This is a genomic window from Oligoflexus sp., assembly GCF_035712445.1.
In the GTDB taxonomy this organism is placed as follows: domain Bacteria; phylum Bdellovibrionota_B; class Oligoflexia; order Oligoflexales; family Oligoflexaceae; genus Oligoflexus.
This window is the reverse complement of sequence record NZ_DASTAT010000053.1, coordinates 59,439-73,101: the sequence shown is the minus strand read 5'-3', so window position 1 is coordinate 73,101 and position 13,663 is coordinate 59,439. Positions and strand designations below refer to the sequence as shown.

The following is a 13,663-nucleotide window of genomic DNA, read 5'->3' as shown; positions in this document are numbered from 1 at the left end:
CGTCCCCTGAGTGCCGGGAATACCCGCAGCTCTCAACGAGATCTGCCCTAAGATCACGATTTACACAGAAAAAGCGGGCAAAAGGCGGGAATCGCCTGAGACGCCTTCGTTTCCCGACGTTTGCCGATCTTTAATGACCAGGCTAGAGCCCGTAAATCCCAGAGGATTTGATGATTATTTTTTACCTGCAAAGATGTGCCGATCTTTACTTTTAAGACACAAAAATTTCATCGTTAGATGAAGAAAGGATCTGCATGCATCGCAACATGCGTCGTCTCGCCTTCTATGCCTTTATCCCGATCAGTCTTACTGCTTGTCAGAATGAACCGCCTGCCTTCATAGAGCAAGGACTTACACCCATTATTCTGACCGTTTCCGAAGTCGGTGAAGAAGGTCCTAGAGGCAGCGAGTTTATTATCAATGACGAAGAAGCAGAGTCAGAGGCCGGGGCTCAGGTTCGTTCCCTTGGTTATTCCAGTATGACTGATGAGGAGAGCATGGGCTCGGACGATGCCGAGACCGCGGACGATGAAGCCGAAGATGACAGCGTTGCAATGGAAGAAGACAAAGGCAGGACCGCGCGCCCTGAACCATCCAGGCCCGTGAAAACTGCTGTCGTAGCGGACGATGCCGCTGGCATAGCCGCAGCCTGTGGTCGTCATCTGAAAGGCTTTGCCACCCGCATCCGGGTGATCAGTGCCGGCGAGGCTTTAACCTCTCTGAATATCGGTCCCGACACGGCCATCGCCGTTCGCCTGACTGGTCGTCAATCGCAGCTGAGCCTGAACCTGGGTGCCGGTCATCCTCTGGCCGGGATTTGCTTTGTCATGCGTGGTCATGAGAGCTTCGCGCAGTTCACCACCGCCAGTGATGTGAAAAAGCTCGTCTACCTTGCAGCAGGGGATGAATCGAAGGGTGACATTCAAATCAGTGAGGCTTCGCTGGGAAGCAGTCGTATTGAAATGAGCGGCCACTCTCCGGGTCTGAGCATCAAAGGAGTCAGCGCTTCTCATTGCAGCGAGGCGCTCTTGAAAAACAAGTCAGCCCGTATTCAGTGTACACCATGACGTTTTAAAAATATTCGTGGAGGATCATTCGTGCGAAAACCCGGCTTTTCGTTCCTTGTCCTAATCGGTCTTTTTTCGGGAGCCATCGGCTGTCAGTCGATTCAAAAAACCATCCTGGATGATGACTGCGCAACCACGCGCCTCACATTCTGGGATGCGGCACCGGAAGACAGCCTGCCTTCGCCCCGACAGGCTTCCGAGGAAGCCTTGCTGGCCATGAAGGAGAATGATGCTCAGCTTTTGGCCGCACGAGGATCCTCGCTTGAAGACATGGAAAAAGGCATGCACCTGCCCCTGGATCAAAAGAATTGGGCGCTCGGTCAAACTCAGGTCTTCGTGCCGGAACTTTTGCAGCGCGAATATTTTGCGCCGCGGAATACGCGGGAAGCCAAAAACGTCGAGAGGAGAAAACCGCTCTTTGCCCGTTCGCAATTTGGAGTGGAGGCAGGAAGTCTCGACGCTCCTTCATTTCAAGCCACAGTTGGACTCCAGGCCAGAAGCCTTGTTCCCGTGGGCAGTCCCGTCGGCAGTGCGATGAACACCTATGAAGTCGTACCGGGTGACACGCTCGGGACGATTTCAAAAAAGATTTACGGCACCCCGGGCCGCTGGATGGAACTGGCTCATCTGAATCATCTGGGAAATGGTTCTCTCATTTATCCCAAGGAGATCCTTTTTTACATCAGAGATTCCCAGGTCATCAGCCAGCATCAGTAACGGCTGGGCTCAGTCCTTCATACGTCCGGACAGTTCGAGGTGCTGCAGGAGCATGATGGTCTTGCCATCCATAATCTCGCGGGTTCGGATCTTCTGCAGGGCCTCGGCCAGCGGCATTTCCAGCACCTCGATATCCTCGCCTTCGCCATGCTTGCCGCCGCCCTCGGGATCGTTTTCATCCAGAACCCCGGCACAGACTTCAATCAGAAAGCCATCACTGCCATTCCCAAAGGCGGGATAGCGGAACTGCCTTGTAAGAATAACGGTCTTTTTGCGGCGATTATAGAGCAGAATCGCGGCGCCGTTGCCACGATCGTAGCTCTCGCGGCTCATGGTTTGCCAGGTACCATCGCTGCGGAGAAAATCGAAGGTGGTTTTCCGCAGCGTGTAGTAGTCGCTTGAAAGGACCTGGACATTGCGAATACGAAGGCGATCCTGGGTCATGACCTGTCTCCTGGTTTGATCAACCGAAAGTCTCCGGTTCAGATTTCGTGCCAATCCCCCTGGGGGCAGGCCATGACTTTGACATTTTACTTCTTACTCAAGGGGAAACCGCGTTTACGCATCAGGGCTTCACTGCCAGGTGCCTTGCCGCGGAACGCCCGGAATCCTTCGGCAGGATCCACCGAGTTGCCGACGGAAAGAACATGCTTGACGAGGCGCTGCGCCACGGTTTTATCATAGGGCCCCTTTCCTTCCAGAAACGCTTCATAGGCCGAGGCGCTCAGGGTATCCGACCACAGATAGCTGTAATATCCGGCTGAATAGCCATCGCTGGCAAAGATGTGCGCGAACTGCGGCGAGCGGTGGCGCATGACGATTTCCTTCGGCATGCCGAGTTCGGCCAGGGTCTCGCGTTCGAAGGCATCCGGGTTGATGCTATCGGCCTTCTTCAGGTGGAATTTCATATCGACCAGCGCACTGGACAGATACTCGACGGTTTCAAAGCCCTGGTTGAACTTCGAAGCCTTGTCGATCTTCGCGACCAGTGACTGGGGCATCGGCTTTTTGGTCTGATAATGCAAAGCGAAGCGGCTCAGAACTTCGGGAGTCAAAAGCCACTCTTCCAAAAGCTGCGAAGGAAATTCCACGTAATCACGCGGCACAGCTGTACCAGCAAGCCCGGGATAGGTGACGTTCGAGGCCAGACCATGCAGGGCATGACCGAATTCGTGGAAGAGAGTCCGCGCATCACTGAGACTGATCAAGACCGGCTCGCCGGGAGCGCCTTGGATGAAGTTGGAATTATTGGAAACGATCGTGGTGACCTCACCGCGGAATCGTTCCTGGTTCCGATAGGCATTCATCCAGGCTCCCGAGCGCTTGCCCTGACGAGCATAAGGATCAAAGTACCAAAGCCCGATCGAACGGCCGCTGGTTTTGTCCTTCACCTCCCAGACGCGAACATCGGGATGCACCACGGGCAAACCCGTGACCGGGGTAAAGGCAAAATTCAACAGCTCGCCCGCCACCCAGAACATGCCTTCACGCAAGGATTCCAGCTGGAAATAAGGCTTCACTTCATTTTCCGTCAGATCGTACTTTTGCTTCCGCACTTTTTCCGCATAGTAGCGGTAATCCCAGGGCTCGATCGCCTTTTTGCCTTCTTCACGGGTCGCAAGAGGCAGCATGTCCTTCACCTCTTCCTGCACGCGTGCGACGGCGGGTTTCCAGACTTCCACCATCAAAGCCATCGCGGCATCGGGAGTGCGGGCCATGGCATTTTCCAAACGCCAGTGCGCATGCGTTTCATAGCCGAGGAGTTTGGCCCTTTCCGCACGCAGCTGCAGGATCTCGGTAATCAAACGGTTGTTGTCATGCGTGTCACCGTTATCCCCGCGATTGACGAAGGCCCGCCAGACTTTTTCGCGAAGGTCGGCGCGACTGGAATAGGTCAGGAAAGGATCGACCGACGATCGCGTGTTGCTGATGGCCCACTTGCCTTTCGCGCCGCGGGTGGCGGCATCGGCGGCGGCGGATTTGACGAGAGCCTCGGGAAGGCCGGCCAGATCTTTTTCGCTTTCGAGCAGGATAAAAGTGGATTCATCAGCCAGGAGGTTCTGGCGGAAGCTTGTGAAGACATCGGCCAGCTTTTGATTGATCGCGCTGAGCCGCTGCTTGTCTTTGGCATTGAGTTTGGCACCGGCCCTGGTCCAGTCGGTATAATATTTCCAGGTCAAACGCTGCTGCTCGGGCGTCAGCGTTTTGTATGCAGGGGATTGATAGACGGTTTCCAGACGTTTGAAAAGTTTCTCGTTTTGAATGATCTCATCTTCAAATGCAGCCAGGGGTGCTGACGTTTCCTTTTCAATAGCCTGAAATTCCGGGCTGCTCATCGTCCCGGCCCAGATCGAATAGATGGTCATCGCGCGATCCAGGGTGCGGCCGCTGTCTTCCAAAGCGGCGACCGTATTTTCAAACGTCGGGGCCTCGGAATTCTCGGCGATGGCTTTGATTTCCGCTCTTTTTTGTGCCATGCCGGCTTCCAAGGCCGGTTTAAAATCGGCAAGCTTGACCTGATCAAAGGGAGGAACTCCGCCATGCGGTCCAGACCATGGGGCCAGCAGGGCGTTATTTTTTTGGGCTTCAGCACTCAAAGCGGAATCCGTCATACGTTTGTTTCCTCCGTCTGACGCACAGGCCGTCAGGACCAGGGCCAGAAGGCCGGCGCTGAGGCACTTGGAAAACGTGACCATGGGCAACACTCCTTTCAGATTTCTGACGCCCAAGGTAGCCGCGAGCAGGCTCAGGAACAATCCTTATTTATTGCGCTAGAATGGTGCTGTGGCTTGGGGTTTTACGAAGCTCCGGACTGCAGACCATAGGCCGTGCTCTCATTCAGAAAACTGCACGCCGCCTGGATCAGGGGGAAACTCAGGGCAATGCCGCTGCCATCGCTCACATAGCTGTTGAACTGGGTCAGGGGCTCCGTCTTCAATTGCTCGGCAAGGAAAGTGTCGGCGAAGCTGGGACTATTCTGGGCGATGATGATGGGCAGGGCGCAGGCGGGAAAAAGCAGCGTCGCAAGCCACGCGAGGCAACTGCCGACCAGGCCATCCACCAGCACAATGCAGCGCTGATGACAGGCCTGAAGAATCGCGCCCAGGGCCGTGGCCATTTCAAGGCCACCGAAATTCTGCAGCTCGATCAAAGGACTCTGCACAGGTCCGCTGGCGTTCAAAACGCTGCGGAATTTTTTCAAGATCCAGGGGAAATCCGTGGGACTGAAGGCCGGATGATCCTGCAGACAGGTTTCCGGCGCCAGTCCCCCAAGGCGGCAGAGCAGCATCAGGGCCGCGAATTCCGAACCGACCGACTGGATGCCGATGCCGACCGTGTTGCTCGCCTGATTGCGGCGGGTGCGTATCAGATCACGACCGCTCTTCAGACAGCGTTCGAGCTGCAGCTGGGACATGGCCTGGTCCTGGGAAAAATTCCGCGTGCCTTGGCCGATTTTGCGTTGAATCAGCTTCGGATCATTCAAATCAAAGGCCAGTCCAGAGTCCACCAGCCGCAGTTCGATGCGATTCTGCCGACTGAAAATATTGAGGGCGCTGCTTCCCGACAGGTAATGCCGCACAAGTTCGATGCGCGGCATGCTGCTGCGTTTGCAGAGTCCTGCTTCGGCAATGCCATGGTCTCCAAAGAAGGTATAAATCATGGGTTGGGTCAGAAACGGTTTCTCACGATTCTGCACCAGGGCGATTTTAATGGCTGCTTGCCGCAGATGAGCGGGCAGATCAAAATTCATCAGCTTGTTTTGTATCATCTGCTGAATCTCTGCTGCACGGCTTTGTTGGCTAAAATTGATCACAAGATCTTCCAGCATAAAGGCCCTCATGTGCTGTCCATTGAAATCCCAAGCCCTTATCGCATCGGATGGACTGCAAAATCAACTGTCGGTGGGTAGGGACAAGGCCTTGGAGTCGGGCGGAGGAGACAGTGAGGATCCGCAGAGACACGGATCCTTCCGAAGTTTTCTGCTCAAGGTCCAGGCGTAACTGCAGGGCTGCCAAGGTTTTCAGAGGAGCTGCGTTCACCTGCAATCAGCTCCTGACCATCACAGCGCGCGATCGGTCTCGGGTCGGCTGTGATGCTCCTGAGTATGAGAGAAAGGCATGCGATCGACATCCACGCCGAACCCTGAATCGGTGGCGTTTTCGCCTGTGATGCGAGCACGGGCGCCTGCCTGATAGTGATGTCCACCCTGCTCTTCCGAGATGCCGCCGTGAGCCTTAATGATTTCGCGGCAGAGGCTGACGTTTTTGCAGTCTTCAATAATCACGAGATGATGCTTTTTATCGTAAGCATCCTTGAAATAGGATTCCGTGTCTTCACTCAGCTTCCAATCGGAACGATGATCATTCAATCCGAAGAGCCGGGCGAAGAATCCCTTGATGCCTTTACCGTGATCGCCGCTGCTGGCGCCTTCGCGCTCCGCAGTTCCGGTGAATGTCACAGCCAGCTCGTTTTCGACCAGGCGGGCTGTGGAAATGCCCTGACTATGCAGGTCATCTGTGGCTCTGCGGGCATCGGCAATATCAGGGAAGATACCGACAACTGTGACACCGACAACTGTTCTGCTTGGGCTCTGCATGATGTGCCTCCTTGTCCGGCGCGGGGACGATACCGGCACAGAGGGCATGCAAATCGAGTTCCAAAATTGTCGGCCTTGTGGAAGGAAACGGCGAGCTGGGGCGTGACATCAACGGCCCTCAAAAAAATCCAGGACCTTGGGCACAAAATCGGCCGTGAAGATCGGAATATGACTGCCGCCCTCCACTTTCCAAAGCTCGGTACGAGCCTGGTCCTTGCAGCCGGAATAACGAAGCGCTGTCGTCTCGGGCTTATGGGTCAGGCGCAAAAGCTTCATGGGCGCGCTGCTCACAGCCTGGGGCTGGCAGCCGTTCAGCTCGGCCCAGCGGGCTATGGTCTTTTCCGCCGAAGGATAGGTCGCACCGCCCTTGGAAAACTGCCCGCCTCGATACGATACGACGCGATCGTCAGTGCCATGGATGGCGAGAACCGAAACCGGACGCTCGGGCTTGCAGGATTGCGGATCGGAACGCAGACTGCCAGCGAGTCCGGCCACGGCCGTCACGATGGGGCTGGCATCGCAGGCCAGACGATACGCCATGAACGCGCCATTGGAGTGACCGAAGACATAGACGCGTTTGGGATCGATCGCATAGCGGGCTGTGATATCTTCAATCAACTTCCTGAGATAAGCGACATCATCAATGGTATTCGCTTCAAAGTTACAGCAGGCCTCGCTCGCGTTCCAAAAGCGGCGACTGGAACCTGAGACCGTTCCATTGGGAGCGGCAAAGACGTAAGCTCGCTTGAGTGCGACCTCGCTCAGGCCCAGATAGCGATCCTGCTGCGCGGCGCTCGAACCATAGCCGTGAAGTAAAAGAAGGAGCGGATAGGTCTGACCCGACTTGGGATTGAATCCTGCGGGAGTCTTCACGTCGACCGGGCGACTTCCACCCACGGGAAGCTGGTTATCCGCAAGACCTGCAGCGGGGGGAGCGACTTGCGTATCGGGTGCCGTGCTGCAAGCCGCGAAAGTCATTAAGGTCAAAATCAGGACGGGAAGCATTTTCACGAGTTGATCCTTTCGCATCGTTCATCCACATGCGACTACACCCCTTTTGAAAATCCAAGTCAAGAGCGTCACACAAGACGCAGATGACCTGTTCTTCCCGAATCTTTTTTAAATTTCGTAGGTCGCAAGCAGGTCGGCGATCACAATCCGCGGCACACCAAGGGCTCTTAGACTGCTCACACAGATGCGCAGGATGCTTTTCTTCACATCGAGTTCTTTTTCGCCGTTGCCTTTGGTTTCATAGACAGGCTGGTGCGCATCGACCAGAGCCACCTTATCGCTGCCGAGGACTTCTTTCAGATAGTCGATCGAAGGATGCACCTTCTCCACATAGAATTCAAAGCGCCGATAGATGGCGGCGATCGAATCATCCTCACGCCCGCGAATCGTCGCCCGGCGCAGCATCTCTTCGCGGCTGATGCTGAGGTGGATGACCTTCAGGATGGGAAGGTTCACGCGCTTGAAATAGGCGATCAGATGCTGTGCGGCTTCGATGGTCCGCGGATAGCCATCGAGGATGAGCGTGCTGCGGGGATTGGAAGCGAGCAGCTGATCTATGTGATGCTCAAGCAGGATCTCGGTCCAGTGATTGGGAATCAAAAGCCCGTTGTAGGTGCTGTATTCCAGCCAATCCATGCCGCGCAGCTGATCGAGGTCGACGGCCTTTTTAAAGTAAGAGGAAAGACCTTCGAGGTTCTGCACGACCTTACTGCGGAGGGACTCGTTCTCCCGTTCCATGCCTGCCATCGACAAGCGAAAATAATCCTCGATGTCCGCTTCCAGATGCGCGGGGAATTCGCCCTGGCGGTAGAGTGCCGTGGAACTGCGCAGAATCTCGCCCATCGAAAGGTGATGTTTCTGATCAACCGAGAGGAGCTTGCATATGGCATTGGCCACCTGCCCTTTGCCACAGCTCGATGGACCTGTCAGAATGAGAACGCCAGGGCCGACCAGTGAAACCTTTTCCACGCGAATGACTGATTCCAAACCCACATCCCAAGGTTTCATAACGGCCTCCTCTGCCATAAAAAAAGGACCCTTGAACGGGTCCCTCGTGTTTTCCCCTGACCTTATATCATCAAAGGACGGCTTTTCCCAAATCCGGAACCCGCTTTTTAATCCAATCCAGGTAAACATCGACGCGGGTATAGACAAGGCCCAGTTCACAGGAAGGAGCCTTGACATTGCCGCTGATTCCGCCCCACAGATCGCCGAGGCCGACCTGTTTGTTGATGCGTGAGGCAATCCCGATCTGATAGCCGTCGGTGCCATCGAGGAAGATGGGTCCGCCCGAATCACCATGACAGGCAACCTGGTCATCATTGGCGCCGGCAGTGAATTCGTTGCCGCCGATTTCACCCAGGCGGGCTGTTCCTTCCATCAAGGTGCCGGCGCTTTTCGGATCTTTTTCATCGGAAAGTCCGTAGCCAGCGAACTGATGGCCCTGCGAAGGATTGCTGGCCTGAGCATTGATCTGATCGGCGGTGGCAAGCTTTTGAACGCGGCGGCCGGTGACAGGACTGGCAAGATAAACGAGCGACACATCATCCCAGCGGCCGGGATTTTTTTGGAAGGCCACCCAGGGGCGCTTGGTCAAAGCAAAGTCCTCATGCTCTTCGACGCGTTTGACTTCAAGAGCCAATTCAGGCTTGGCCGTCAAGGCACCGATGCTCGGGACGAAGGCCACGCGGAATTTCACCGAACCCACGATCTTGGCATTCAAGGGTTTGCCGTCCGGACCCGTGGCTCTCTCGATGGCTGTTTTCAGAAGCATCTCATTCACGCAGTGCGCGGCGCTGAGCAGAACGGTCGGCGAAATCAGAGTCGCAGTACAGATACTGAGCTGACGGCGCGCGGCCGGTGCGCCGGCGACGGAAACATCCGCTTCGGAAAGCAAAAGAGCCACCGATTCGTAGCTGCCTGCTTTGGGAATCGAACCATTGATGACGCGTGGCGTGACAGCATCCACGCTGGACTCTTGAGTGCGGGTGAGGGATTGCAGCGCTGTGTTTTCGGTTTCGTTCGCGCCCTGGTTTCCGCAGCCCCAGAATGCCAGACTTGCCGTTAAGCATAGAAGCCTCTTCATGCACTTTACTCCTTACTGGTGAGAGAATGCCGCGACACTCGCTCCGCGAGTGCGTGCTGTCCTGAAATGGAAACAATTTTAACTGGGAAATCTTTATGCCTTTTAGTTTTAGCGTTCACAATCTGTGCTGTCAATCAGGGCGAATGTTCACAAAACTTTGCGGCGCAAGCGATACATGATGTTCTGCACATGCTTTACCTTATTCCATTTCGATGAAGGATTGCTGAAAGTCCTGGCCTCGGCCACAATCCGGGTTCAACGCCGGACGGCGTCATGGTCTATCTTCCCTGGCACGCCAATAGTGATAGATCTGATTTTTTGCAATAAATCTGATGGGGAAACGTCAAGGCTTGCAGCTTGATCTTTATCGCAAAGGAAATCCAACATGCATTTGACCAAACTTGCCATCATTCCAGCCATTCTAAGCCTTCTGGCCCTGCCAGCCTGCGGCGCTAAAAAGAGTAAAAAACGTGACGTTTCCGGTCCCGCGACAAAGGTCGAATACTTTGTCCATGGCAACCCTTTGATTTTGATTCAGGGTTCTGTCCAGAATAAGCAAAGCTTCCTGAAGGTAGCGGACGTGGAGAGCTATGCGAACTTCACCCTATCCGGTTATACGGGCTTCGTCGAAAAATCCCTGAAGGATCCCCCCAAGAACTGGGATGACGTCGAAGACGCCAACAGCACCGAATCCGAAGAGGATCAGATTCGCGAAGCCTTCAAGCTGAGCGACTATAAATTCGTGAAGCGGACCGAGACCAGCTGGTCCTATGAAAGCAGCGATCCCGAGGGTGAAAAACTCGGCTTCGTGGACAAGGACGGCGTCCTTGAACTCAAGACCTTCAATGATTATCCCGTTCAGGTGCAGCACTACAGTCTGAAAAAAGACGGCAGCGCCTTCAGCGTGCTCTTCACCCTTCCCACATCCAATCAAGGCAACGCTCTTCTGACCCTGAGCTTTGCATCGAATGCCAAGGAAGAACCTTTGGTCTTCGCTCCGGAAGGTTACTCCTTCCTTCATGGCAGCGCGAAAGTCGCCTGGAAAGAGCCGATGAAACTCCAGGCCTGCGGTACCTTCAATGCGAATGAAAAAGCCTCGATTGAACAGAGCGTTCAGTCCTGGTTCAAAGACCAGACTCCGATCAATTCCCTCGTGCCTGCGCCTTTGGCTTTCAGCTTCGCCACCAGCTATGCACCCTTCTCTGATTTGAATCAGCAGTGCATCCATCTGGTTCGGAACTTCAAGGCGGAAAGTTCGGATGATTTCTTTGTGGCTGGACTGGCCGCATCGTCTGTGAACACGGCCAGCAAGGCTTTGATCGACAGCGATATCTTCCTTTTCGTCGATCATGCTCCCGTGCGTCAGCAGCTGATCTTCGGCGAAAGCGAGACCCTCGTTCATGAAATCGGCCATTTCCTGGGCCTCGGCCATGAATTCCGCAAGGATGAAAACGACAAGGCGCTGCACCCCAGCATCATGGGTTACAGCCAGGGAACGACCAGCATTTCCGCCTGGGATTTTGAAGCGATCCGCAGTCTCTACGGAGCGCCTCTGCGGGCGGCTGATCCTATCTAATCATTGCTGGCCTTCATCGGCTCCTGCTTGAGAAGACGGAATGTGAATTCCGTCTTCACAAAATCCTTGCTCGCCTTCCCCTCTTTTTCCACATAGGGATAGATAAAGAAGTTCAAAGGCCTATCCTTCATGCCCGGCAGTCTCAGATCACGCCCGACGCTGAAAAGGATGCGATCCGCAGGATGATGCCCAAAGAAAAATTCACGCTTTTTCAAATTCTTCTTCGCTTCTGAAGCATCAAGTGGCATCCACGCGAGCTGCGGCAGATAAAGTTCAAGCCAGCAATGATAGCCGGCGATTTCACCCTCGCTCTTGCCTTCCGGGATGGGAAATCCGATCGCGAATTTAGCGGGAATGCCCTCGGCCCGGGCCATCGAGGTGACGAGCGCATGGAAGTCGGTGCAGTTGCCATATTTCTGACTGCAGGCCCAGTACGTGTCACCGTTGCCCCAGCCCGTCCCCACTTTTTTGTATTCCATGTTATCGACGACATAATCATAGATGGCCTTGGCCTTCTGAACCGGCGTGACCGCACTTTTGGGAATTTCCTGCTTCAGTTTGAGGATCAGCTCCCCATCGATCGGCACGCGTTCATCCGCTTTCAAAAACTGCTGGAAGGGAGCCGTCTCGCCGACTTTGTAATCAAGCTTTTCAGCCTTCTGCCAGGGTCCGACGCTATGAAAGCGCCGCAGGACCTTGTAGCGGAAGGTCACGGTCGTTGGAAGGGTTTGGGGCTTGTCGATCGTCCAGGCCCAGAATTCGTTGCCATAGCTGCTTTCTTTGCGAATCTCGATCTGATTCCGTGCGAGGTCCGGCTTCAGATCGATGCTGCGGCTGATGATCGACTGCTGATCGTTCGAAGGAGGCAAAGGCACCATGATCTGCACCGGCAGATCGCTGGCTTTGATCGCGGGGACCTGAACCCTGTATTGAAATTCAATGAGCTGATCGTCCTCGGACTCGGCCCTGGCGAGAGCCGGAACGGCCAGAGCCAAGGAACCCAAAACCAACGCATTTACGATCTTATTTCCAAGCATAGACTCTCCCTTTTTGTAGAGGGAGCATGCATCCATAGAAAGCCTGGGTCAACCGGGTCAGAATGAAGCTCACGATGGATTCCCTCGCGTCGTCATTCCTTTCGTGTTTCATCGCGCTCCCCTCTTTAATCTTGCCATTCCCAAGGCCTTCAATAGAATCGCCTCCACCCTGAAAGCCTCTATCAACGAAGGTGAAAGATATGTCGCGCATAGTAAGCAAGTTTGGCGGTACAAGTCTGGCAGATGCCAATCAATTCAAAAAAGTCCGCGCGATCGTTGAGTCTGACAAACGCCGCACGATCGTGGTGCCGTCCGCCCCCGGTAAACGGGTGCCAAGCGATGCCAAGCTTACGGATCTTCTGTATCTTTGCCAGCAGAGTGCTTCCATCGGCAGTGATTTCACGCCCGTGTTCGCCCGTGTGAGCGAACGCTTTTTGGAAATCGAGCGTGAACTCGGCGTGAAAGCGAATATGACGATGCACCTGGAGCAGCTGCGCGATGCTATCACGGGCGGGGTGAGCAAGGATTACGTCGCCTCCCGCGGTGAATATCTGAACGGTCTTCTGATGGCGGCATACCTGGGCGCGGAATTCGTTGATCCCCAGGACTGCATACTGCTGACGGCCAACGGCGGCGTACATCCGGATACCTACCGCATGCTGGGCGAGCGTCTTTCTCAGAAGGAAAAGCGTTACGTGGTTCCTGGTTTCTACGGCCGCGATGCGCAGGGTCAGGTCAAGACCTTCTCGCGCGGCGGCTCGGATATTTCCGGGGCTATCGTGGCCCGCGCGGCGGACGCGGAGCTTTATGAGAACTGGACCGATGTGTCCGGACTTTTGATGGCGGATCCTCGGATCGTGCATAATGCCAAGCCGATGGAAGAGGCCACCTATGCTGAAATTCGCGAGCTTTCCTATATGGGCGCGACCGTGCTGCATGACGAAGCCATCTCTCCCGTCCGCGAAGTGGGCATTCCCATTGCGATCAAAAACACCAACGCGCCTGATCATCCCGGCACGCGCATCGTCAACAAGCTGAGTCCCGAAGTGGATAAGTCCACCGAGATCGCGGGGATTGCCGGCAAGAAAAACTTTGTGATGATCAACATCGAAAAGAACCTGATGAATAAAGAGGTCGGCTTCGCCTTCCGTCTCTTCGGGGTCCTCGATCGTCATGGCGTGAGTTTCGAGCATTGCCCTTCCGCGATCGACAGTATGAGCGTGATCGTCGAAGCCTCGCAGCTTGAAGGCAAAACCGAGCAGGTCCTTGATGAAATTCGCAATACCCTGCGTCCTGATCGCCTGGATCTGGAGCCTCAGATCGCTTTGATTGCGGTCGTGGGTGAAGGCATGGCCAAAACCATCGGGATTGCGGCCAAGGTTTTCGTGGCTCTGCGTGATGCCGGCGTGAACGTGCGGCTGATCAATCAGGGGGCCAGCGAGTTGAATATTATCGTCGGTGTCATGCCGGATGATTATGAGAAAGCGCTGCGCGCTCTTTATGATGTCTTCGTGCCGAATTGAGGACGAACGGAAACGGAAGGAGCCTTGACTCCTTCCGATTCGCTTTGGA

At 54.9% G+C, this 13,663-nt stretch carries 12 protein-coding genes; 4 read left to right on the top strand and 8 right to left on the bottom strand.

The window, feature by feature from the left end:
- Positions 1–254: 254 nt before the first annotated feature.
- Both VFO10_RS10605 and VFO10_RS10600 read left to right on the top strand, forming a co-directional pair.
- Positions 255–1,067 carry a hypothetical protein gene (locus tag VFO10_RS10605; protein ID WP_325139825.1) on the top strand — a complete coding sequence of 271 codons (813 nt, stop codon included), beginning with the start codon at positions 255–257 and terminating at the stop codon, positions 1,065–1,067.
- A 30-nt stretch (positions 1,068–1,097) separates the two neighbouring features.
- Complete coding sequence (locus tag VFO10_RS10600) at positions 1,098–1,784, top strand: LysM domain-containing protein (RefSeq protein ID WP_325139823.1); 687 nt, start codon at positions 1,098–1,100, stop codon at positions 1,782–1,784.
- A 9-nt stretch (positions 1,785–1,793) separates the two neighbouring features.
- On the opposite strand, the gene VFO10_RS10595 is transcribed toward VFO10_RS10600, so the two are convergent.
- The 7 genes from VFO10_RS10595 to VFO10_RS10565 all read right to left on the bottom strand — a co-directional run bounded on the left by VFO10_RS10595 (position 1,794) and on the right by VFO10_RS10565 (position 9,478).
- The gene (locus VFO10_RS10595) at positions 1,794–2,228 is read right to left on the bottom strand and encodes a hypothetical protein (protein ID WP_325139821.1); all 435 of its coding nucleotides are present in this window, start codon (positions 2,226–2,228) and stop codon (positions 1,794–1,796) included.
- Between the two features lie 86 nt (positions 2,229–2,314).
- Positions 2,315–4,396 carry a M3 family metallopeptidase gene (locus VFO10_RS10590; RefSeq protein WP_349259358.1) on the bottom strand — a complete coding sequence of 694 codons (2,082 nt, stop codon included), beginning with the start codon at positions 4,394–4,396 and terminating at the stop codon, positions 2,315–2,317.
- 185 nt (positions 4,397–4,581) lie between these two features.
- On the bottom strand, positions 4,582–5,613 hold the full coding sequence (locus tag VFO10_RS10585) for a nicotinate-nucleotide--dimethylbenzimidazole phosphoribosyltransferase (RefSeq protein WP_325139818.1): 1,032 nt from the start codon (positions 5,611–5,613) through the stop codon (positions 4,582–4,584).
- Between the two features lie 231 nt (positions 5,614–5,844).
- Positions 5,845–6,381 (bottom strand): hypothetical protein, encoded by a 537-nt coding sequence (locus VFO10_RS10580; protein WP_325139816.1) that lies wholly within the window; start codon positions 6,379–6,381, stop codon positions 5,845–5,847.
- 108 nt (positions 6,382–6,489) lie between these two features.
- Complete coding sequence (locus VFO10_RS10575; protein WP_325139814.1) at positions 6,490–7,410, bottom strand: PHB depolymerase family esterase; 921 nt, start codon at positions 7,408–7,410, stop codon at positions 6,490–6,492.
- Between the two features lie 90 nt (positions 7,411–7,500).
- Positions 7,501–8,400: a nucleoside monophosphate kinase gene (locus VFO10_RS10570; protein ID WP_325139812.1), complete on the bottom strand. Its 900-nt coding sequence runs from the start codon at positions 8,398–8,400 to the stop codon at positions 7,501–7,503.
- A gap of 70 nt (positions 8,401–8,470) precedes the next feature.
- A complete protein-coding gene (locus VFO10_RS10565; protein WP_325139810.1) occupies positions 8,471–9,478 on the bottom strand; it encodes a S1 family peptidase in 1,008 nt (335 codons plus the stop codon).
- Between the two features lie 385 nt (positions 9,479–9,863).
- On the opposite strand from VFO10_RS10565, the gene VFO10_RS10560 reads away from it, so the two are divergent.
- The gene (locus VFO10_RS10560; RefSeq protein WP_325139808.1) at positions 9,864–11,054 is read left to right on the top strand and encodes a matrixin family metalloprotease; all 1,191 of its coding nucleotides are present in this window, start codon (positions 9,864–9,866) and stop codon (positions 11,052–11,054) included.
- On the opposite strand, the gene VFO10_RS10555 is transcribed toward VFO10_RS10560, so the two are convergent.
- Positions 11,051–12,091: a transglutaminase domain-containing protein gene (locus VFO10_RS10555; RefSeq protein WP_325139806.1), complete on the bottom strand. Its 1,041-nt coding sequence runs from the start codon at positions 12,089–12,091 to the stop codon at positions 11,051–11,053. The two genes, VFO10_RS10560 and VFO10_RS10555, sit on opposite strands and share 4 nt — an antisense overlap.
- Before the next feature lie 200 nt (positions 12,092–12,291).
- Between VFO10_RS10555 and VFO10_RS10550 the strand changes: the two genes are divergently transcribed.
- Entirely contained in the window at positions 12,292–13,614 is a 1,323-nt protein-coding gene (locus VFO10_RS10550) for an aspartate kinase (RefSeq protein ID WP_325139804.1), read from the top strand.
- Positions 13,615–13,663 lie beyond the last annotated feature (49 nt).